20 protein-coding genes are annotated in these 19679 nt (G+C 73.7%); 14 read left to right on the top strand and 6 right to left on the bottom strand.

What is annotated here, in order from left to right; all coding sequences use genetic code 11:
* Positions 1-2678: DEAD/DEAH box helicase (locus ACXVGS_RS03145; RefSeq protein WP_458536611.1), on the bottom strand; the 2678-nt coding region annotated here is incomplete at its 3' end.
* A 98-nt stretch (positions 2679-2776) separates the two neighbouring features.
* Here ACXVGS_RS03145 and ACXVGS_RS03140 point away from each other — a divergent pair.
* Positions 2777-3340: a GNAT family N-acetyltransferase gene (locus ACXVGS_RS03140; protein WP_458535353.1), complete on the top strand. Its 564-nt coding sequence runs from the start codon at positions 2777-2779 to the stop codon at positions 3338-3340.
* A gap of 24 nt (positions 3341-3364) precedes the next feature.
* Here the strand turns inward: ACXVGS_RS03140 and ACXVGS_RS03135 are convergent, their stop codons facing one another.
* The gene (locus tag ACXVGS_RS03135) at positions 3365-3850 is read right to left on the bottom strand and encodes a hypothetical protein (RefSeq protein ID WP_458531689.1); all 486 of its coding nucleotides are present in this window, start codon (positions 3848-3850) and stop codon (positions 3365-3367) included.
* Positions 3851-3915: 65 nt separating this feature from the next.
* On the opposite strand from ACXVGS_RS03135, the gene ACXVGS_RS03130 reads away from it, so the two are divergent.
* Complete coding sequence (locus ACXVGS_RS03130; RefSeq protein ID WP_458529804.1) at positions 3916-4617, top strand: helix-turn-helix domain-containing protein; 702 nt, start codon at positions 3916-3918, stop codon at positions 4615-4617.
* Here ACXVGS_RS03130 and ACXVGS_RS03125 read toward each other — a convergent pair.
* Entirely contained in the window at positions 4538-5854 is a 1317-nt protein-coding gene (locus ACXVGS_RS03125) for an MFS transporter (RefSeq protein WP_458529805.1), read from the bottom strand. The genes ACXVGS_RS03130 and ACXVGS_RS03125 overlap by 80 nt on opposite strands.
* Complete coding sequence (locus tag ACXVGS_RS03120; protein WP_458531687.1) at positions 5851-6441, bottom strand: winged helix-turn-helix domain-containing protein; 591 nt, start codon at positions 6439-6441, stop codon at positions 5851-5853. Before ACXVGS_RS03120 ends, ACXVGS_RS03125 begins: the two co-directional genes overlap by 4 nt.
* A 106-nt stretch (positions 6442-6547) precedes the next feature.
* On the opposite strand from ACXVGS_RS03120, the gene ACXVGS_RS03115 reads away from it, so the two are divergent.
* From ACXVGS_RS03115 to ACXVGS_RS03090, 6 genes are all read left to right on the top strand, one after another.
* On the top strand, positions 6548-6775 hold the full coding sequence (locus ACXVGS_RS03115; protein WP_141787752.1) for a DUF3046 domain-containing protein: 228 nt from the start codon (positions 6548-6550) through the stop codon (positions 6773-6775).
* A 26-nt stretch (positions 6776-6801) separates the two neighbouring features.
* Entirely contained in the window at positions 6802-7749 is a 948-nt protein-coding gene (locus ACXVGS_RS03110) for an ABC transporter ATP-binding protein (protein WP_458529807.1), read from the top strand.
* Positions 7749-8546 carry an ABC transporter permease gene (locus ACXVGS_RS03105; protein WP_458536610.1) on the top strand — a complete coding sequence of 266 codons (798 nt, stop codon included), beginning with the start codon at positions 7749-7751 and terminating at the stop codon, positions 8544-8546. Before ACXVGS_RS03110 ends, ACXVGS_RS03105 begins: the two co-directional genes overlap by 1 nt.
* Positions 8543-9379, top strand: coding sequence for an ABC transporter permease (locus ACXVGS_RS03100; RefSeq protein ID WP_458529809.1), 837 nt, complete (start codon positions 8543-8545; stop codon positions 9377-9379). The genes ACXVGS_RS03105 and ACXVGS_RS03100 overlap by 4 nt, the downstream gene beginning before the upstream one ends.
* Before the next feature lie 218 nt (positions 9380-9597).
* Complete coding sequence (recA, locus tag ACXVGS_RS03095) at positions 9598-10641, top strand: recombinase RecA (RefSeq protein ID WP_458529810.1); 1044 nt, start codon at positions 9598-9600, stop codon at positions 10639-10641.
* 8 nt (positions 10642-10649) lie between these two features.
* Positions 10650-11480, top strand: a complete 831-nt coding sequence (locus tag ACXVGS_RS03090) for a regulatory protein RecX (RefSeq protein WP_458532134.1) — start codon at positions 10650-10652, stop codon at positions 11478-11480.
* Here the strand turns inward: ACXVGS_RS03090 and ACXVGS_RS03085 are convergent.
* Positions 11470-12099 carry a uridine kinase family protein gene (locus tag ACXVGS_RS03085; RefSeq protein WP_458529812.1) on the bottom strand — a complete coding sequence of 210 codons (630 nt, stop codon included), beginning with the start codon at positions 12097-12099 and terminating at the stop codon, positions 11470-11472. The two genes, ACXVGS_RS03090 and ACXVGS_RS03085, sit on opposite strands and share 11 nt — an antisense overlap.
* Before the next feature lie 142 nt (positions 12100-12241).
* On the opposite strand from ACXVGS_RS03085, the gene miaB reads away from it, so the two are divergent.
* The 6 genes from miaB (at position 12242) to ggt (ending at position 18909) form a co-directional block, all read left to right on the top strand.
* The gene (miaB, locus tag ACXVGS_RS03080; RefSeq protein ID WP_458532133.1) at positions 12242-13756 is read left to right on the top strand and encodes a tRNA (N6-isopentenyl adenosine(37)-C2)-methylthiotransferase MiaB; all 1515 of its coding nucleotides are present in this window, start codon (positions 12242-12244) and stop codon (positions 13754-13756) included.
* Positions 13757-13768: 12 nt separating this feature from the next.
* Positions 13769-14500: a hypothetical protein gene (locus ACXVGS_RS03075; protein ID WP_458529814.1), complete on the top strand. Its 732-nt coding sequence runs from the start codon at positions 13769-13771 to the stop codon at positions 14498-14500.
* Positions 14493-15461 carry a tRNA (adenosine(37)-N6)-dimethylallyltransferase MiaA gene (miaA, locus tag ACXVGS_RS03070; protein WP_458529815.1) on the top strand — a complete coding sequence of 323 codons (969 nt, stop codon included), beginning with the start codon at positions 14493-14495 and terminating at the stop codon, positions 15459-15461. Before ACXVGS_RS03075 ends, miaA begins: the two co-directional genes overlap by 8 nt.
* On the top strand, positions 15458-16327 hold the full coding sequence (gene dapF / locus ACXVGS_RS03065) for a diaminopimelate epimerase (RefSeq protein WP_458536609.1): 870 nt from the start codon (positions 15458-15460) through the stop codon (positions 16325-16327). The genes miaA and dapF overlap by 4 nt, the downstream gene beginning before the upstream one ends.
* Positions 16328-16345: 18 nt before the next feature.
* Positions 16346-16948 carry a protein-L-isoaspartate O-methyltransferase family protein gene (locus ACXVGS_RS03060; protein ID WP_458532130.1) on the top strand — a complete coding sequence of 201 codons (603 nt, stop codon included), beginning with the start codon at positions 16346-16348 and terminating at the stop codon, positions 16946-16948.
* Positions 16949-17211: 263 nt separating this feature from the next.
* The gene (gene ggt, locus ACXVGS_RS03055) at positions 17212-18909 is read left to right on the top strand and encodes a gamma-glutamyltransferase (protein ID WP_458532129.1); all 1698 of its coding nucleotides are present in this window, start codon (positions 17212-17214) and stop codon (positions 18907-18909) included.
* Here ggt and ACXVGS_RS03050 read toward each other — a convergent pair.
* Complete coding sequence (locus ACXVGS_RS03050) at positions 18877-19521, bottom strand: class I SAM-dependent methyltransferase (protein ID WP_458532128.1); 645 nt, start codon at positions 19519-19521, stop codon at positions 18877-18879. The genes ggt and ACXVGS_RS03050 overlap by 33 nt on opposite strands.
* Positions 19522-19679: the final 158 nt, after the last annotated feature.

Raw genomic sequence — 19679 nt, 5'->3', positions numbered from 1 at the left:
CGGTCGAGCGCCAGCGCCGCGGCCCGCCGCTCGGCCAGGGGTGAGTCGCCCTCGTACATGTAGACGGCGATCCAGCCGAACAGCAGCGACTGGGCGAACGGCGACGCCCTCGGCGTGTCGACCGCGACGAGGCGCACGCGGCGGGACCGGAGGTCGGTGAGCACCTCGCGCAACGCCGGCAGGTCGAACACGTCGTTGACGCACTCGCGGGTGGCCTCGAGCAGGATCGGGAAGTCGGGGTACTTGGCGGCCACGGCCAGCAGGTCGGCGGCCTTCTGGCGCTGCTGCCAGAGGGGCGTGCGGCGGTCGGGACGGCACCGGGGCAGGAGCAGGGCGCGCGCCGCGCACTCGCGGAAGCGGGAGGCGAACATCGCCGACCCCGGGAGCTGGCCGACCACCACCTCGTCGATCTCGGCCGGATCGATCATCAACTCGTCGAGCGGGAGCTCGTCGATCGCTTCGGGCAGGCGGAGCACGATGCCGTCGTCGCTCCACATGAGCTCGACGTCGTGGCCTTGCTCGCCGAGCCGCGCCTGCAGTGCCATCGCCCACGGCGCGTGCACCTGCGCGCCGAACGGTGTGAGGATGCACACCCGCCAGTCGCCGATCTCGTCGCGGAACCGCTCGACCACGATCGTGCGGTCGTCGGGCACGTGCCGGGTGGCCTCACGCTGCTCGGCCAGGTAGGTCAGCAGATTGTCGGCGGCCCATTCGTCCAGCCCGGTCGCCCGCACCCGCTCGCGGGCGTCGTCGGGCGTGGCCGCCACGATCTCGCGGACGAACTGCCCCACGGCGCGCCCGAGCTCGGCCGGTCGGCCCAGGGAGTCGCCGTGCCAGAACGGCAGCTTGCCCGGCTGCCCCGGCGCCGGCGTGACGAGCACCCGGTCGTGGGTGATGTCCTCGATCCGCCACGAGGAGGACCCGAGCGTGAACACGTCGCCGACACGCGACTCGTAGACCATCTCCTCGTCGAGCTCGCCCACGCGCCGGCCGGTGCCCTCCCCGGTGGCGAGGAACACGGCGTACAGGCCGCGGTCGGGGATGGTGCCCCCGGAGGTGACCGCCAGCCGCTGCGCGCCCGGCCGCCCGGTCAGGGTGCCGGTGACCCGGTCCCACACCAGGCGCGGGCGCAGCTCGGCGAACTCGTCGCTCGGGTAGCGCCCGGAGAGCATGTCGAGCACCGACTCCAGGATCGAGCGTGGCAGGGTCGCGAACGGGGTGGCCCGGCGCACCAGCTGCTCGAGGTCGTCAACGGCCCACTCGTCCATGGCGGTCATCGCGACCACCTGCTGGGCGAGGACGTCGACGGGGTTGGCCGGCACGCGCAGGGACTCGATCGCCCCGGCGCGCATGCGGTCGACGACGACGGCGGTCTGCACGAGGTCGCCGCGAAACTTCGGGAACACCACGCCGCGCGAGACCGCGCCCACCTGGTGTCCGGCCCGGCCGACGCGCTGCAGCCCGCTGGCCACGCTCGGCGGCGACTCGACCTGCACGACGAGGTCGACCGCGCCCATGTCGATGCCGAGCTCCAGGGAGCTGGTCGCGACCACGGCGGGCAGCCGGCCGGCCTTGAGGTCGTCCTCGATGAGGGCCCGCTGCTCCTTGCTCACGGAGCCGTGGTGGGCACGGGCGAGCACGGGGGCGGCGCCGTGGCTCTGGCCGGCCTGGGCCATGAGCTGGGCAGGGGTATGCCGTGCCGTCGCGTCCGCGGGCTCCTCGCCGGAGCCCTCCGCGGCCGCCTCGACCCGCTCCTCCCAGATCTCGTTGAGCCGGGCGGTGAGGCGCTCGGCCAGGCGCCGGGAGTTGGCGAAGACCAGGGTCGAGCGGTGGTCGGCGATGAGGTCGACGATGCGCTCCTCGACGTGCGGCCAGATCGAGGCCCGGCGCTCGGCGCCGGCAGCCGGCCCCGACAGGTCACCGGTGACCTCCCCGAGCGCGGACATGTCGGCGATCGGGACGACCACTTGAAGGTCCCACTCCTTGGTGGACTCGGGCTGGACGACCGAGACCGGCCGACCCCCGGCGAGGTAGCGCGCCACCTCCTCGACCGGTCGCACGGTCGCCGACAGCCCGACCCGCTGGGCGGGCTGCTCCAGGAGGGCGTCGAGCCGCTCCAGGCTGAGCGCCAGGTGGGCGCCGCGCTTGGTGCCGGCGACCGCGTGCACCTCGTCGATGATCACGGTCTCGACGCCGGCCAGCGACTCGCGGGCCCGGGAGGTCAGCAGCAGGAACAGGGACTCCGGGGTGGTGATGAGCACGTCGGAGGGCTGGCGGGCGAACAGCCGCCGCTCGGCGGCCGTGGTGTCACCGGAGCGGACCCCGACCGACACCTCGGGCTGCGGCAGGCCCAGGCGGCTGGCCGCGTGCCCGATGCCGACCAGCGGGGAGCGCAGGTTGCGCTCGACGTCGACGGCCAGGGCCTTCATCGGGGAGATGTAGAGGACCCGGCATCGTCGCAGCGCTTCGGCCGGCGGGGGAGCGGAGGCCAGCCGGTCCAGGGCCCACAGGAACGCCGAGAGCGTCTTGCCGGACCCGGTCGGCGCGACCACGAGGGTGTGCTGCCCGGAGCTGATCGCGTCCCAGGCCCCCGCCTGCGCGGCGGTGGGCGCGGCGAAGGAGCCGCGGAACCACTCACGGGTCGCGGGGGAGAACCGGTCGAGGACGTCGGAGCTCATCGTGGGAGACAGCCTGCCACCCGGCGCCGACACCGGCGCGGCACCGGAAGCCGAAATCCCGTGGACCCACCCGCGCCAGCCTGCCTAGCCTCACGCCCATGACCGCCCCGCAGTCCCTCATCCGCCTCCAGGACGCGACCAGCCCGGCCGAGCGGGCGTCCGTGCGGCGGGTCGTCGAGGCCGCCTTCGGCGCGCAGGAGGGGCCGCGTGTGGCCGACCTCGTCGACGCCCTCCAGGCCTCCGACGCCTTCTCCGACCGGTTCTCCTTCGTGGCCGAGCGAGACGGTGCCGTGGTCGGCCACGTGATGCTGACGCGCGGCTGGGTGGACGCCCCGGAGCGCCTCGTCGAGGTCCTCGTCCTCAGCCCGCTGTCGGTCCGGCCCGATCACCAGCGCGGCGGCGTCGGCCGGGCGCTCGTCGCCCACGCCGTCGCGGCAGCCGGGGACGCGGGCAGCCCGGCGGTCTTCCTCGAGGGCAGCCCGGCCTACTACTCGCGGCTGGGCTTCGAGCCGGGCAGCGCGCACGGGTTCACCCGCCCGAGCGTGCGCATCCCGGAGCCGGCCTTCCAGGTGGTCACGCTGCCGGCCCGGGAGCCCTGGATGACCGGGGCCCTGGTCTACCCGGACCCGTTCTGGGCCCACGACTGCGTCGGCCTGCGCTGAGCCAGGTCGCCAGCGCGGCCGGCGTCACCTCGGCCGGCGCAGGTCGCCCACCTGCTCGGCGTACCAGCTGCTCGACAGGTGCTCCGCGACCTCCCGCAGCGTCCAGCCCTCCCGCGGCCGATCCCACTCGGCCTCACCCGCCGCGAGCAGCCGCAGGCGGAACGTCCGGGCGAGCCGGGTGAGGCGCTCGCGGGCCTCCTCCAGGTCGACCTCGGTGAACCGCGCGAAGTCCGCGTGGGTCGTGACCAGGCTGGCGTGCCAGCGGTCCGGCTGGGTCGGCACGCCGGCCAGCACGGCCTCGACCTCGGCGAGGTGGTCGAGGAGGTGGTCGGCCTGGCGCCGGATCACCTTGTGCGGCGTGTAGATCCGGTCCCCGCCGTCACTCACCCGCGGGGTCCCGTCCCACCCCAGCCACGTCACGGCCAGGTCCAGGGTGCGGGCGACCGCGGCCTCCACCCCCGCCCCGGGGTCGGTGGCGAGCTCGGCAGGCGGGAGAGCATCAGTGGTCATGGCGGCGACGCTAGGTCCGCGACGGTTCGGCGGTGGCCGAAACGTCCCCGGCCTACGGTGGGCCCATGGCCACCGACTTCACGACCGTGGGACGCCTGCTGTCGGTCCCCGCGCGCTCGGCCATGGTCTCGGCCCTGCTCGAGGGCCGGGCCCTGACCGTGGGCGAGCTCGCGCGCGTCGCCGGCGTCAGCGCGTCCACCGCCAGCGAGCACGTCACGTCCCTGGACGCCGGCGGCCTGGTCCGGGTGCTGCGCCAGGGGCGGCACCGGTACGTCGCGCTGTCCGGTCCGCAGGTCGCCGCGGCCCTGGAGGCGCTGGCGCTGGTGTCCCCGCCGGTGCCGGTCACCTCGTTGCGGCAGTCCCGCGACGCGAGGGCCCTGCGCGCCGCCCGCACCTGCTACGACCACCTCGCCGGCGAGCTCGGCGTCCGCGTCCACGACGCCCTCGTGCGGCAGGGCTGGGTGGCGACGGACCCGGCGTACCTGCTCACCGACACCGGGGCCGGCGAGCTGCGGGCGCTCGGCGTCGACGTGGACCGGGCCGTGGCGGGCCGGCGCCCGGTGGTGCGGCCCTGCCTGGACTGGACCGAGCGCCGCTACCACCTCGCCGGGGCGCTCGCCGGCGAGGTGGCGCGGACCTTCCTCGAGCGTGACTGGGTGCGGCGCACCCAGGGCCGGGGGCTGCGCCTCACGCCGGCGGGGGAGGAGCTGCTGCGGCAGTGCCTGGACCCGTCGGAGCCAGCTCCGGCTCGCGCGACGGCCCGCTGACCCGGCGCCGGTCCATCGCGCGCCACTCCGGGCGCAGCCCCGGCAGCAGCGTGGTGACGAAGTAGAGCCCGCCGGCGACCGCGAGCGCCGGGGCCAGCCCCACCAGCGCGATCGCGGCACCGGCACTGACCCCGCCGAGCGGGATGCCGACCCAGCACACGGCGTCGGACAGGGAGCCGACGCGGCCGACGAGGTGGCGGGGGATGCGCTCGAGCATGATCGCCCCGAGCACCGGGTTGATGAAGCCGGCACCGAAGCCGCCGACCACGCCGACCCCGACGAGCACGGCCACGGGAGCCCCCATGGCCAGCGCCACGAACCGCGGCGCCCCGCAGAGGGTGAACCCGACGAGGTAGGTCAGCCGGCGGGGGAGCCGGGCCGACCACGCCGTCGCGAGCAGGCTGCCCACCGTGGCGGTCAGGCCGAACGTCGAGCCGAGCAGGCCGATCAGCTCCGGGCCGAAGCCGTGGTCGCGCACCCACACCGGCAGCAGCACCGTGCTGTAGGCGGCGTCGAGCCAGTTCGTCACGGCCACCATGGCCATGGCGGCCCGCAGCAGGGGCTCGCGGCGCAGGAAGTCCCAGCCCTGGCGCAGCCGGTGCAGGTATGCCGCCTCGCTCACCTCCTCGTGCGGTGGGGTGTGACGGGGTGCGGTGGCCCCGATGAGGACCGCCGCGACGGCGAAGCTCAGCGCGTCGGCGAGCACCGCGCTGGCCGGGCCGATGGCGGCGATGAGCACGCCGGCCAGGCCGGGCGCGACGATCGAGGCGGTGCGGTTGGCGGTGCCCTCCAGCCCGGTGACCCGCTCCAGCGGCAGGTCGGCAGCGTCGGCGACCGCGGGCACGAGGGCGGACTTGGCCGCGTCGCCGGGGCCGCGGGCACAGCCGAGGAGGGCGACCAGGACCAGCAGCACCGGCAGGGTGAGCTGGCCCGTCGCGTACAGCAGCGGGATGCACCCGGCGACCACTGCGCTGGCCACGTCGGCGGTGAGGCTGACGACGCGCGGGCCTCGCCGGTCGATGAGCGGGCCGCCGAGGGCCTTGACCAGGACATAGGGGGTCAGCTCGAACAGCACGACGAGGCCGGTCTGCGCGGCGGAACCCGTCGTGGTCAGGACGAACCAGGGCAGCGCGATGGCCGAGACCCGGGTGCCGGCGACGGAGATGACCGAGGCGGTGAGCAGGCCGTAGAGGCTGCGTCGGGACGCGCCCGTCCGTCGGCTGTTGGGCCGGCTCATGACCCACCACCGGGGGTGACGAACGCCTGCAGCTGCAGCGTGACTCGCCGGGCGCCGCGAGGGGCAGGATCGGGGGAGTCGGCGGACCGGTAGCCGGCGATGACCGCCTCGAGGTCCTCGAGCAGGGCGGCTGCCTCCGTGGCGGTGAGGCGCAGGCCGTAGTTGCTCAGGGTCGTGGCGCTGTCCCATGCCTTCGGCAGCGTCGGCAGCTCGGCGATGGCCTGGCGCATGTTGGAGGCGTAGACCTCGGCGACGGCGTCGAGGTAGGCCCCCTCCAGCTCGGCGCTGTCCGGGCCGGGGCTGCCCTGCAGGTAGGTGCGGCGGTGGGCCGCCTTCCACCAGCGGTCCCGGGCGTTGCCGCGCCCCTCGTCCTCCACGACCAGGCCGGCGCTCGCGAGCTGGCGCAGGTGGTAGCTGGTGGCGCCGGTGTTGACGCCCACGCGCGCGGCGAGCTGCGTGGCGGTGGCCGGGCCGTGCGCCCGGAGCAGGCTGAGCAGGCGCATCCGCAGGGGGTGGGCCAGGGCCTTCATCGCCGACGTGTCGAGGACGAGGTCCCGCTCAGGGTCGGGTTCGAAGCTGCGTGCCATGACTCGAGAGTAGATCGCAAAGAGATGTTTGCAAAGAGAAATGTGCAAAGAATTCTGTGCGGTCTGCGGGTCGGGGTGCCACCGGCCGCTGTGCGAGACTCAGCCGGTGCGGTTGAGCGACTTCTGGCGGCTGATGGACGACGAGTTCGGGGCGGGCTATGCCCGCTCGCTCGCCCGTGACCACGTGCTCGGGGCGCTGGGCAACCGCACGGCCGCGCAGGCGCTCGAGGCCGGCATCGGGCCGCGCGAGGTGTGGCTCGCCCTGTGCGACGACATGGACGTCCCGGAGTCGCGCCGGCTCGGCAAGGACCACAAGCCGCGGAAAACGGGTTGATCCCCTGTCGGTGTCCGGCACTAGCGTTGACGCCTGTGACGGGGACCGACGACGACATCCTCATCCGCGCGAGCGGGCTGACCAAGACCTTCGGCGACTTCACCGCCGTCGACGGCATCGACTTCGGGGTCCGGCGGGGGGAGGCCTTCGGCTTCCTGGGCCCCAACGGCGCGGGCAAGTCCTCGACCATGCGGATGGTCGGCTGCGTCTCGCCGGCCACCGGGGGTGAGCTGCGCCTGTTCGGCCAGGACCCGGCCACGCACGGCCCGGACATCCGCGCCCGCCTGGGTGTGGTGCCCCAGCGCGACACCCTCGACGAGGAGCTCACCGTGGAGGAGAACATCTGGATCTACGGCCGCTACTTCGGCCTGTCCCGGCGCGAGGTGCGCTCGCGGGCCACCGAGCTGCTCGAGTTCGCCCAGCTGTCCGACCGCGCCGGCTCCAAGGTGGAGCCGCTCTCCGGCGGCATGAAGCGGCGGCTGACCATCGCCCGGTCGCTGATCAACTCACCCGAGATCCTGCTGCTCGACGAGCCGACCACCGGCCTGGACCCGCAGGCCCGGCACGTGCTGTGGGACCGGCTGTTCCGGCTCAAGCGCTCCGGCGTGACACTGGTCCTGACCACCCACTACATGGACGAGGCCGAGCAGCTGTGCGACCGCCTCGTGGTCATGGACCACGGCAGGATCGTCGCTGAGGGCTCGCCGCGCTCGCTGATCGAGCAGTACTCCACCCGCGAGGTGCTCGAGCTGCGCTTCGCCGAGGACGACCACGCCGCCTACGCCGACAAGCTGTTCGGCGTCGGGGAGCGCACCGAGGTGCTGCCCGACCGGCTGCTGGTCTACACCGACGACGGCGACGAGGCGGCCGCGGCGGTCCACCGGCTCGGCCTGCACCCGCTGTCGTCGCTGGTGCGCCGCTCCACGCTCGAGGACGTCTTCCTGCACCTGACCGGCCGGACGCTGGTGGACTGATGAGCGTGCTGACCCCGTCCGCGGCCCGGCCCCAGCGCTGGCGCCCGGTCTTCGGCTACTGGCTCACCGCCTACAAGCGCACGTGGCGTGGCTCGATCTTCGGCCGTTTCCTCTCGCCGCTGCTGTTCCTGCTGTCCATGGGCCTGGGCCTGGGCAGCCTGGTCAACCGCTCGGCCGGCGGCGTCGACGGCGTGCCCTACCTGCAGTTCGTCGTCCCGGGCATCCTCGCCGCGCAGGCGATGTGGGTGGCGATGGGGGAGTCGACCTACCAGGTGCTCGGCGCGATCCGCTGGCAGATGCAGTACCACGCGATGCTCGCCACCCCGATCGGCGTCGACGACCTGCTCCTGGGTCACCTCACCTACGTGGCGGCCCAGGTCACCAGCGCCACGGTGATCTTCATGGCGGTCGCCACGTGCTTCGGGGCGTGGGCCTCCTGGTGGGTGCTGCTCGCGCTGCCGGTGACCCTGCTGACCGGCATGGCCTTCGCGGTGCCGATCTTCGCCTTCTCGGCCAAGCAGGAGAGCGACTCCGGGTTCAACATCCTGTTCCGCTTCATCATCACGCCGCTGTTCCTCTTCTCCGGCACCTTCTTCCCGGTCAGCCAGCTGCCGGTGTGGCTGCGGCCGGTGGCGTGGGTGACCCCGCTGTGGCACGGCGTCGAGGCCAACCGGTCGCTGGCGCTTGGGGCGCCCGACGCGCTCGCGGTCCTCGGCCACACGGCATACCTGCTGGTGTTCATCGCGGCGGGCGCGTGGGTCGCGCGCCGCACGTTCCGGGGGAGGCTCGTCACATGAGCACGCAGGGCACGCTCACCCGACCGACCGCGGCCTCCCGGGTGGCGCGGCTGCTCCCGGTCCCCGCCGGGGCGGGCATGGCGCGCATCCTGGTCGAGCGCAACGTCATGAGCTTCCGGCACGGCTGGATCGCGATCATCACCGGGTTCGCCGAGCCCGTGTTCTACCTGTTCTCCCTCGGCATCGGCCTGGGCTCGCTGGTCCGCACCGTCACCACCGACGGCGGCACGGTCGTGCCCTACGCCCACTTCGTCGCCCCCGCGCTGCTGGCCAGCTCGGCGATGAACGGCGCGGTCTTCGACTCCACGTTCAACGTCTTCTTCAAGCTCAAGTACGCCAAGCTCTACGACTCGGTCCTCGCCACGCCCCTCGGGCCGCGCGACGTCGCGGTCGGCGAGATCGGCTGGGCGCTGATCCGCGGTTCCCTGTATGCCGCGGCGTTCCTCGCCGTCGCGGTCGCCGCCGGCACGGTCCACTCGTGGTGGGCGCTGCTGGCGGTGCCGGCGGCGACGCTGATCGGGTTCGCGTTCGCGGCGGTGGGCATGTTCGCCACCACGTTCATGCGCTCGTGGGTCGACTTCGACTACGTCACGCTGGCGATCCAGCCGATGTTCCTGTTCTCCGCGACGTTCTTCCCGCTGGCGACCTACCCGGGGGCGGTGCAGTGGGTGGTCCAGCTGACCCCGCTGTACCACGGGGTCGCGCTCGAGCGGGCGCTCATGCTCGGCGAGGTCGGGCCGGGGCTGGTCGTCCACGTCGGCTACCTCGTGGTCATGGGCCTGCTCGGCCTGGTCGGCACCGCGCGGCGGATCGAGAAGCTGCTGCTGTCCTGAGCCCCGGCGTGTCGCGTCGCCCGATGCTGTCGGTCGAACACCTGTACGGGTAGAGTTGTCCACATGGGGTGGCCCGCTGGTCCCACGATCCACAGGCTCGCGCCGGGTCGTCGAGGCCTGTCGGTGCCCACACCTAACGTCTGACCCGACAACCGATGACACACGGTGCGGGTCGAAGGTAGACGACCGACCCACGAGTAGAGACCCACAGGTGAGACATGGCAGCAGCTGGAGCCGACCGCAGCAAGTCCCTTGACGCGGTGATGGCGCAGATCGAGAAGCAGCACGGCAAGGGTGCGGTCATGCGCCTGGGTGACGACGTCCGCCCGCCCATCGAGGTCATCCCGACGGGGTCGATCGCCCTCGACGTCGCCCTCGGCATCGGCGGCCTGCCGCGCGGCCGGGTCGTCGAGATCTACGGCCCGGAGTCCTCGGGCAAGACGACGGTCGCCCTGCACGCGGTGGCCAACGCGCAGAAGAACGGCGGCATCGCGGCGTTCATTGACGCCGAGCACGCGCTCGACCCGGAGTACGCCAAGAAGCTCGGCGTCGACACCGACGCCCTGCTGGTGAGCCAGCCCGACACCGGTGAGCAGGCCCTGGAGATCGCCGACATGCTGATCCGCTCGGGCGCGCTCGACATCATCGTGATCGACTCCGTGGCGGCGCTCGTGCCCCGCGCCGAGATCGAGGGCGAGATGGGTGACAGCCACGTCGGCCTGCAGGCCCGCCTGATGTCCCAGGCGCTGCGCAAGATCACCGGTGCGCTCAACAGCACCGGCACCACGGCGATCTTCATCAACCAGCTCCGCGAGAAGATCGGCGTGATGTTCGGCTCGCCGGAGACCACCACCGGTGGCAAGGCGCTGAAGTTCTACGCCTCGGTCCGCCTCGACGTGCGCCGCATCGAGACGCTCAAGGACGGCTCCGACGCGGTCGGCAACCGCACCCGCGTCAAGGTCGTCAAGAACAAGGTCTCCCCGCCGTTCAAGCAGGCCGAGTTCGACATCATCTACGGCGCGGGCATCTCCCGTGAGGGTGGCCTGATCGACATGGGTGTCGAGCACGGCTTCGTGCGCAAGGCCGGCGCCTGGTACACCTACGACGGCGACCAGCTCGGGCAGGGCAAGGAGAACGCCCGCAACTTCCTCAAGGACAACCCCGACCTCGCCGACGAGCTCGAGAAGAAGATCAAGGAGAAGCTCGGCGTCGGCCCGCAGGTCGACAAGCCCGCCGAGAAGGACGTCCCGGTCGACTTCTGAGGCACTGCGTGACCACGGACAAGCACGACGCCGCCAGGGCAGCCCTCGAGGCTGCCCTGGCGGCCACGTCCGGTGACCCGAGCGGCCCGGCACCCGCCTGGTCCGATCCCCGCCTCGGGACCTCCGGTCCGGACTGGGCCCGTGGCCCGGCAGGGACCGACGGTGCTGCGCCGGAGGAGGCCCCCGGCCGCCGGCCCACTGGGCGAGCCTCGGGCCGGACCACCGGGCAGTCGCGCCGGACCGCCGGGCCAGCCTCGGGTGAGTCGACCGATGGCCGGCGTCGCTCGCGAGGGTCCCGGCGAGCCTCGGCCACCCCCGGTGACCCCGAGCAGGACCTGCGGGCCCGCGACACCGAGGCCGACCCCTATGACGTGGCCCGACAGATCGTCCTGCGCCAGCTGGCCATGGCTCCGCGCAGCCGCCAGCAGCTCGCGGACAAGCTGCGTCAGCGCAACTGCCCCGACGACGTCGCGACGGCCGTGCTCGACCGGATGACCGAGGTGGGGCTGGTCGACGACGCGGCCTACGCCCAGATGCTGGTGCGCTCGAAGCAGGCCGAGCGGGGACTCGCCCGGCGGGCCCTCGCCCAGGAGCTGCGGACCAAGGGCATCGACCCCGAGCTGGCCGCCGAGACCCTCGACGACATCGACGAGGGCACCGAGCGGGCCCGGGCCCGCCAGCTCGTCGACAAGAAGCTGCGCACCATGCACGGCCTCGGCGTCGAGGTGCAGACCCGGCGCCTGGCCGGGATGCTCGCGCGCAAGGGCTACTCCTCAGGCATGTCCTACGCGGTGATCCGTGACGCGATCGCCGACTCCGAGGAGTACCTCACCGACTGACCGGGCCGCGCGATCTCGACAAGGTCGGGCTCGGCGCCGCGTACAGGATGTGCGCGGCGCGGTCGGGGCGGTACCGCTCGAAGAAGTCGGCGTCATTGGGCCTCCAGACGCCGGTCCACAGGTCGGCCTGCGCATTGCCGTACTCGTGCTCGTCGCGCCACATGCCCCGGGCCGTCGCGGTGTCCAGGTCGACGTCGACCCACACGCGCAGGTCGAACAGTCCCGCCAACGCGGGCACGTAGAGCCCGAGCCCCTCGACGATGACGGCCGTGGCCCCGGCCAGGGACACCCACGGCCCCGGGGCGCCGGTGTCGTGGTCCCACACCTGGTAGGCCTGCGCCGCGCCCCGCCGGGCCGGCTCGAGGACCTGGTCGGCGAGCCGGTCGCGGTCCACCGAGCCCCAGTCCTGCGATCGCGCGGTGGGTGGGCGGCTGCGCAGAAACTCGTCGCCGGGCACGACCGTGGACCCGGGGAGGTGCTGGTGCAGCGCCGCCGCCAGGGTCGACTTGCCCGACCCGCCGAACCCCGAGACACCGACCACGGGCGCCCGCCCCTCGGGCAGGTCCAGCGCGAGGACGGTGCGGGCGAGGGCCCCGGCCGAGTCGAGCTCCTGCGGCATGCCCGGCAGCCTCGCACACGCGCCGTCCTGCCGCGCGGCCTTTCCCGGGCGTGGAGGGTGGCGGACGCCCGGGCACGCCGGGGCGCACCGGTGTCGCGGGTGGGCCGGGCGGGGGCCGCGACCACGTACCCTTGTCGGTGCCATGACGACGCAGAAGACCTACGACGTGCGCACCCACGGGTGCCAGATGAATGTCCACGACTCCGAGCGCCTGGCGGGCCTGCTCGAGACCGCCGGCTATGTCGACGTCCACAGCCTGGCCGCCGACGAGCGCCCCGAGGCCGCCGACGTCGTCGTGTTCAACACGTGCGCGGTCCGCGAGAACGCCGACAACAAGCTCTACGGCAACCTCGGCCAGCTGCGTCCGGTCAAGGCCAGCAACCCCGGCATGCAGATCGCCGTCGGCGGCTGCCTGGCCCAGAAGGACCGCTCCACCATCGTCGACAAGGCCCCGTGGGTCGACGTCGTCTTCGGCACCCACAACATCGGCTCGCTGCCGGCCCTGCTGGACCGGGCCCGCCACAACAAGGCCGCCGAGGTCGAGATCCTCGAGAGCCTGGACGTCTTCCCCTCCACGCTGCCCACCCGGCGCGACTCCGCCTACAGCGCCTGGGTCTCGATCTCGGTCGGCTGCAACAACACGTGCACGTTCTGCATCGTGCCGAGCCTGCGCGGCAAGGAGATGGACCGCCGCCCCGGCGAGATCCTCGCCGAGATCGAGGCGCTCGTCGCCCAGGGCGTCGTCGAGGTCACGCTGCTCGGGCAGAACGTCAACACCTACGGCGTGGAGTTCGGCGACCGCCTGGCCTTCGGCAAGCTGCTGCGCGCCTGCGGCCAGGTCGAGGGCCTGGAGCGGGTCCGCTTCACCAGCCCGCACCCCGCCGCGTTCACCGACGACGTCATCGCCGCCATGGCCGAGACCCCCAACGTCATGCCGAGCCTGCACATGCCGCTGCAGTCCGGCTCCGACCGGGTGCTCAAGGCCATGCGCCGGTCCTACCGCAGCGAGAAGTACCTCGGCATCCTGGACAAGGTCCGTGCCCAGATCCCCGACGCGGCGATCACCACCGACCTGATCGTCGGCTTCCCGGGTGAGACCGAGGAGGACTTCGCCGACACCCTTGAGGTCGTGCGGAAGTCGCGGTTCTCCAGTGCGTTCACCTTCCAGTACTCCATCCGCCCCGGCACCCCCGCCGCCACGATGGAGGACCAGATCCCGAAGGCCGTGGTGCAGGAGCGCTACGACCGGCTGCTCGCCGTGCAGGAGGAGGTCTCCTGGGCGGAGAACCGCGCGCTCGAGGGCCGCACGGTCGAGGTGCTCGTCGCCACCGGCGAGGGGCGCAAGGACGCCGCCACCGCCCGGATGTCCGGCCGGGCCCGCGACAACCGACTCGTGCACTTCTCCGTCCCCGAGGGTGCCGAGCGTCCCCGACCCGGTGACATGGTCACCGTCGACGTCACCTACGGCGCCCCGCACCACCTCGTCGCCGACTCCGGCGTGCAGGGCGGCACGTACGCCGTGCGCCGCACCGCCGGGGGTAATGCGTGGGAAGCGTTGCAGGACAAGGGTCCTGCGCCCAAGCCCGCCGTCTCTCTCGGTATGCCGTCCCTGGGCAAGCCTGCGACGCCGCCTGCCGCGGCGCGGACCTGCGGCTGACGGGGGCAGGGCATGGTCGTCACCGTCGCGGTCCTCCCGTGGCCGCCCGCGTTCGTCCCGGAGCTGATGGGCCGGGCAGCCTCCGAGCTCGAGCCGCTCCGGCACGCCGCCGACAGCGCCCTGCGCGGCCTCGTCGCCGAGCTGCGCCAGCACCCGGACGGCCAGGTTGTCGTGGTTGCCCCGGGTGAGCCGGGTGAGCACGAGGCCGCCGGCGAGGTCAGCTTCAGCGGCTTCGGCCGTGACGCGCGGGTGCCCGCGCTGCCCGGCGCCGCGGGGGCGGTCGACCCCGAGCTGCCGACCTCGATGATGGTCGCCCGCTACCTCACCCACCGGGTGTCCGCGGACGAGCCCGACATCGCCAAGCTCTGGGCCGGAGCCCGCTGGCTGACTGTCGACGCCGCCGGAGCCGCGAGGCTCGCCACCGAGCTGGCCGGGACCGACCAACCGACCGCCGTCGTGCTGCTCGTCGACGGCGCAGCAAGCCACGGGCCGAAGGCCCCCCGCGCCGAGGACTCCCGCGCCGGGGCGTTCGACGATGCCATCGCCGAGGCACTGGAGCGCGGCGACCGCGACGCACTGTCCGCGGTTGACCTCGACCTGGCGGGTCAGGTGGGGGCGGACGGCGCCTACCTGTGGCCGGTGATGGCCGGGGCCACCGCCGGGGGCGTGTGGCTGGGGGATGTCCTGTTCCGGGGCGAGCCCTACGGCGTCGGCTGGACCGTCGCCCTCTGGCGTCGTGGCTGACCGCGCCCGCCCCGACCTCGACAGCGCAGCCGCCGGCGACCTGCCGGTCCTCGCGGTCGTCGGCCCCACCGCCAGCGGCAAGTCCGACCTCGCGCTGGCCCTGGCCGAGCGGCTCGCCGGCGAGGTGGTCAACGCCGACGCCATGCAGCTCTACTGCGGCATGGACATCGGGACCGCCAAGCTCGAGCCCGCCGAGCGCCGGGGGGTGCCGCACCACCAGCTCGACGTGCTCGACGTGCGCGAGGAGGCGAGCGTCGCGGCATATCAGCGGGAGGCCCGCGCGGACGCGGCGGCGATCCGCCAGCGCGGCCACGTCCCGGTCTACGCCGGCGGGTCCGGCCTCTACCTGCGCGCCGCGCTGGACCGGCTGGAGATCCCGCCCACCGACCCGGCGGTTCGGGCCCGGCTCGAGGCGGAGCTGGACGCGATGGGCGTCGCCGTGATGTACAAGCGGCTCAAGGGCTCCGATCCCGTTGCGGCGCGGTCGATCCAGCCCAACAACGGTCGTCGGGTGGTGCGCGCGCTGGAGGTCATCGAGCTCACCCGCAGGCCCTTCTCGGCCACGATGCCGACCCGCGAGCACCTCGCGCCCACGGTGATGATCGGGCTGCACGGCCCGCGCCCCGAGCTCGACGCACGGATCGCCGCCCGGGTGCACCGGATGTGGGAGCGCGGGCTGCTGGAGGAGGTGCGCGCGCTCGACGCCGCGGGGCTGCGCGAGGGCCGTACCGCGAGCAAGGCCCTGGGCTACAGCCAGGCGCTGGCCCACCTCGACGGCCGGCTGAGCGCGGCCGAGGCGATCGAGGACACCGTGACCGCCACCCGCAAGTTCGCCCGCCGGCAGGAGTCGTGGTTCCGCCCCGACGAGCGCGTCGTCTGGCTGCCGTGGGACGCCCCGGACCTGCTCGAGCGTGCCCTCGACGTGGTGTCCGCGGCGCTGGTGGACAATGGCCGTCGATGACTGACAACGGCTTGCGGTTCACCAAGGGGCACGGCACCGAGAACGACTTCGTGCTGGTGCCCGACCTCGACGGCGCCCTCGACCTGAGCGCCGAGCAGGTGCGCCTGCTGGCCGACCGCAGGGCCGGGGTGGGGGGTGACGGCGTCATCCGCGTCGTGCCCACCGACCTCGCCGACGAGGCGTTCGTGCGCAGCCAGGGCGGTCGCGCCCGCTGGTTCATGGACTACCGCAACGCCGACGGCAGCGCCGCCGAGATGTGCGGCAACGGCACCCGGGTGTTCGCCGCCTACCTGCGCCGCGAGGGCCTCGAGAGCGCCGACGAGTTCGAGATCACCACCCGCGCGGGGGTCAAGACGATCCGCTTCGAGGGCCACCTCATCGCGGTCAACCTGGGCGACTGGAAGGTTGCCGACCCCGACGCCGCGCTGGCGGGCGGCTACGACGCCCTCGTCAAGGTCGCCCACCACGACCCGATGCCGGGGCTGAGCCTGGACCTGGGCAACCCGCACACCGTGGTCGCGCTGCCCGACACCGCGGACCTGGCCGGGCTCGACCTCACCCGCGCCCCGGAGGTCAACCCTCTGCCGCCGCAGGGCACCAACGTGGAGTTCGTGCGGCCCCTCGGCCCCGGGCACATCGCGATGCGGGTGCACGAGCGCGGGGTGGGCGAGACCCGTTCCTGCGGCACCGGCGCCGCGGCCGCCGCGCTCGCCACCCGCTGGTGGGCGGGGGAGAGCGAGGACAACACCGTATGGCGCGTGGACGTCCCCGGCGGGTCGCTGCGGGTGCGGGCGCTGCCCGGCCAGCAGGTCGAGCTCGCCGGTCCCGCCGTCCTGGTCGCGGACGGGGTTGCCCACCTCGGCTGAGCCGGTGCGGATCCGGCGATGAGCGGGGTACAGCGTGATGGCGCGGGAGGGCCCGCCGACGCGTCCGCTGTCGACCGGGCGTTCGAGGCCACGCCGCGCCTGGGCTTCCTGCCCCCGGGCGAGCGGCAGTTCGCCGCCGTCGAGCGGGCGCTGCCGATCGGCCACGGCCAGACCTGCTCCCAGCCGGCCGCCGTGCGGACCATGCTCGAGCTGCTCGACGTGGCCCCCGGCCAGCGGGTCCTTGACGTCGGCGCCGGCTCCGGGTGGACCACCGCCCTGCTGGCCGCGCTCGTCGGCCCCTCCGGCGGCGTGGTCGGGGTCGAGCTCGAGCCGGAGCTCACCCGGCAGGCGGCAGCGCGGGTCGCGGCGACCGGACGCACGTGGGCCCGGGTGGAGCAGGCCGTCCCCGGCCGGCTCGGGTGGCCTGCCGAGGCGCCGTACGACCGGGTGCTCGTCTCCGCGGAGGCGCCGGAGGTGCCCGCGGACCTCCTGGCCCAGCTCGCCCCTGGTGGGCTCCTGGTGCTGCCGGTGGCCGGGCGGATGCTGCGGGTCACCACCACCGTCGGCGGGGAGCCCGTGGTCAGTGAGCACGGCCAGTACCTGTTCGTCCCGCTGCGCTGAGCGGCCAGCCTCGCGGCGGCCGCCCCGAAGCTGCTCCGGTCGCGGGGTGGCCGTGCTGGGGCTAGCGTCCCGATATGACCAGGTCGTCCCACATGCCCCGATCCGTCCTGTTCGCCGGGCTGGCCGCGGGGAGCCTGTGCGTGGGGCTCCTGGCCCCCACCACGGCCCTCGCCCAGCCGGCAGCCCAGTCGGCCCCCCGTCTGGGAGCCCGCGCCGGCAGTACCCCATCGCAGCCTTCTGCCCAGCAGCCCAAGGTTCCCGTCATGACCGGGTCCGGCGGCGCCGTGGCCTCGGTCGACCGTGATGCCAGCCAGGTGGGGCTCGACGTGCTCGCCCGCGGTGGCAACGCTGCCGACGCCGCGGTCGCCACTGCCGCGGCCCTGGGGGTCACCGAGCCCTACAGCGCCGGCATCGGCGGTGGCGGGTTCCTCGTCTACTACGACGCCAGGCGCCACACGGTCCGGACGATCGACGGCCGCGAGACCGCGCCGAAGTCGTTCACCGACAAGACCTTCACCAACCCCGACGGCTCCGCGATGGACTTCAACACCGTGGTCAACTCGGGCCTGTCCATCGGCATCCCGGGCACCCCGGCGCTGTGGGCCAAGGCCGCCCACGACTTCGGCACGCGCCGCTTCGCCGACCTCATGGCACCGGCAGAGGCGTTGGCGCGCAAGGGCTTCGTGGTCGACCAGACGTTCCACGACCAGACCGCGGCCAACGCAACCCGTTTCAGCAGGTTCCCCGAGACCGCGCGCGTGTTCTTGCGGGGCGGCCAGGCCCCGGCGGTCGGGTCCACGTTCACCAACCCCGACATGGCCAAGGCCTACGCCGAGCTGCGCCGGCACGGCGTCCAGTCGGTCTACGACGGCGCCCTCGGCGCCGCGATCGCCGCCGAGGCCCAGCACCCGCACACCGACGGCAGCGCCGTCATGGGTGGGCAGATGACGCGAGGTGACCTCGCGGCATACCGGGCGCTCGGCAAGGCTCCGGTCCACTCGACCTACCGCGGCCTCGACGTCTACGGCATGCCGGTGCCCAGCTCCGGCGGCATCGCCGTGGCCGAGATCCTCAACCTGCTGCAGGCCTACGACCGGCAGACCGGCGTGCCGCTCAAGGACGTCAGCAACGTCGACTACCTGCACCGCTTCAGCGAGGCCTCGGCGACCGCGTTCGCCGATCGCAACCGCTACGTCGGCGACGTCCCGGGGGTGCCGGTCACGGAGCTGACCAGCCCCGGCTTCGCCGCCGAGCGGGCCTGCGGGTTCGACCCGAAGAGGGCCCAGCCGCGGCCGATCGCCTTCGGCAGCCCGGACGGCAGCTACACCAGCTGCGCGCCCGGCGCCACGACCCAGGCCGAGCCCTACGAGGGGCAGTCGACCACCCACCTGGTCACTGCCGACCGGTGGGGCAACGTCGCGTCCTACACGCTGACCATCGAGCAGACCGGTGGCTCGGGCATCACGGTGCCCGGCTGGGGCTTCCTGCTCAACAACGAGCTCACCGACTTCGACTTCACCCCGCTGACGGCTGGCGTGCCCGACCCGAACCTGCCCGGCCCGGGCAAGCGGCCGCGGTCGTCGATGAGCCCGACGATCGTGCTGCACAACGGCAAGCCGTTCCTCACCGTCGGCTCGCCCGGCGGCGCCACGATCATCACCTCTGTCGCGCAGACGTTGACCGAGTACCTCGACCGCGGCCTGCCGCTGGTCGACGCCATCGCCGCGCCGCGCCTGTCCTCGCGCAACGGCAAGGAGCAGGCCGAGCCGGCCATCCTGGACGGCCCCGACGGCACCGCCCTGACCGCGCTCGGGCACCAGCTGGTCTCGGCCGGCAACCCGCCCGAGATCGGCGCGGTCACCGCGATCCGCACCTACGGCCGCGACTGGTTCCAGGCCGCCGCCGAGACGACCCGCCGGGGCGGCGGCTCAGCGATGGTGCTCCGCCCGACGCACCGCTAGCACCCGGAACCCCTTCGAGGTCGCGTAGCGCTCGACGGTGAACTCGCCCGGCCACCGGTCGGCGAGCTCACCGTCGAGCCACTTCTGCAGCGAGTCCGAGCCCAGGTTCTTCTGCACCACGAGGTATGCCGCGCCCCCGGCTTCCAGCCGCGGCAGCCAGGTCAGCAGCATCTCGTGCAGCACCGCCTTGCCCACGCGGATCGGCGGGTTGGACCAGATCGCGGCGAAGCGCAGGTCGGCCGGCACCTCCTCGGGCGTGCAGGCGTGGAAGTCCCCGACCCCGACCGAGCGGGCGTTGTCGGCCGCGAGGTCGAGGGCACGGCGGTTGACGTCGACTGCCCACACCGCGGCGTCGGGGGAGCGCAGGCCGAGCGTCAGGGCGACCGGCCCCCAGCCGCAGCCGAGGTCGAGCAGGTTCCCGGCGGCCGGCGGCGCGGGGACCTCCCGCAGCAGCACCGCGGTGCCGATGTCGAGGCGGTCCGGGCAGAACACCCCCGGTGCGGTGTGCACGGTGACGGTGCGCCCGGCGAGCTCGACGTCGAGGCGGCGGCGCTCGGCCGCGCTGGCCGGCTCGGCGGTGAAGTAGTGGTCCTGGGCGTCGCTGGTGCTCATCACGGCACACGCTAGCGGCCGGCGCCGAGGCGACTGTGCTCAGCCCGGGCCGGTTTCCGGGCTCAGGAAGCGCCCCGCGAGCGGCCCGGGGTGAGCACAGCCGACCCGCGCTGAGCAACGTCGGGGAGGTGAGCACACGGCATACCGGCATAAAGGTG

Source organism: Oryzihumus sp., from assembly GCF_054325275.1.
Note: the sequence above shows the minus strand (reverse complement) of the source record. Positions and strands in the feature narration are given on the sequence as shown.

What these genes read in the sequence shown, in the direction of transcription:
- ACXVGS_RS03075 (WP_458529814.1), top strand. Translation starts at nt 13,769, where the DNA reads ATGGTCGTCACCGTCGCGGTCCTCCCGTGGCCGCCCGCGTTCGTCCCG.
- ACXVGS_RS03100 (WP_458529809.1), top strand. Translation starts at nt 8,543, where the DNA reads ATGAGCACGCAGGGCACGCTCACCCGACCGACCGCGGCCTCCCGGGTG.
- ACXVGS_RS03140 (WP_458535353.1), top strand. Translation starts at nt 2,777, where the DNA reads ATGACCGCCCCGCAGTCCCTCATCCGCCTCCAGGACGCGACCAGCCCG.
- ACXVGS_RS03135 (WP_458531689.1), bottom strand. Translation starts at nt 3,850, where the DNA reads ATGACCACTGATGCTCTCCCGCCTGCCGAGCTCGCCACCGACCCCGGG.
- miaB (WP_458532133.1), top strand. Translation starts at nt 12,242, where the DNA reads ATGACGACGCAGAAGACCTACGACGTGCGCACCCACGGGTGCCAGATG.
- ACXVGS_RS03130 (WP_458529804.1), top strand. Translation starts at nt 3,916, where the DNA reads ATGGCCACCGACTTCACGACCGTGGGACGCCTGCTGTCGGTCCCCGCG.
- ACXVGS_RS03085 (WP_458529812.1), bottom strand. Translation starts at nt 12,099, where the DNA reads ATGCCGCAGGAGCTCGACTCGGCCGGGGCCCTCGCCCGCACCGTCCTC.
- ACXVGS_RS03125 (WP_458529805.1), bottom strand. Translation starts at nt 5,854, where the DNA reads ATGAGCCGGCCCAACAGCCGACGGACGGGCGCGTCCCGACGCAGCCTC.
- recA (WP_458529810.1), top strand. Translation starts at nt 9,598, where the DNA reads ATGGCAGCAGCTGGAGCCGACCGCAGCAAGTCCCTTGACGCGGTGATG.
- ggt (WP_458532129.1), top strand. Translation starts at nt 17,212, where the DNA reads ATGACCGGGTCCGGCGGCGCCGTGGCCTCGGTCGACCGTGATGCCAGC.
- ACXVGS_RS03050 (WP_458532128.1), bottom strand. Translation starts at nt 19,521, where the DNA reads ATGAGCACCAGCGACGCCCAGGACCACTACTTCACCGCCGAGCCGGCC.
- ACXVGS_RS03105 (WP_458536610.1), top strand. Translation starts at nt 7,749, where the DNA reads ATGAGCGTGCTGACCCCGTCCGCGGCCCGGCCCCAGCGCTGGCGCCCG.
- ACXVGS_RS03120 (WP_458531687.1), bottom strand. Translation starts at nt 6,441, where the DNA reads ATGGCACGCAGCTTCGAACCCGACCCTGAGCGGGACCTCGTCCTCGAC.
- ACXVGS_RS03060 (WP_458532130.1), top strand. Translation starts at nt 16,346, where the DNA reads ATGAGCGGGGTACAGCGTGATGGCGCGGGAGGGCCCGCCGACGCGTCC.
- dapF (WP_458536609.1), top strand. Translation starts at nt 15,458, where the DNA reads ATGACTGACAACGGCTTGCGGTTCACCAAGGGGCACGGCACCGAGAAC.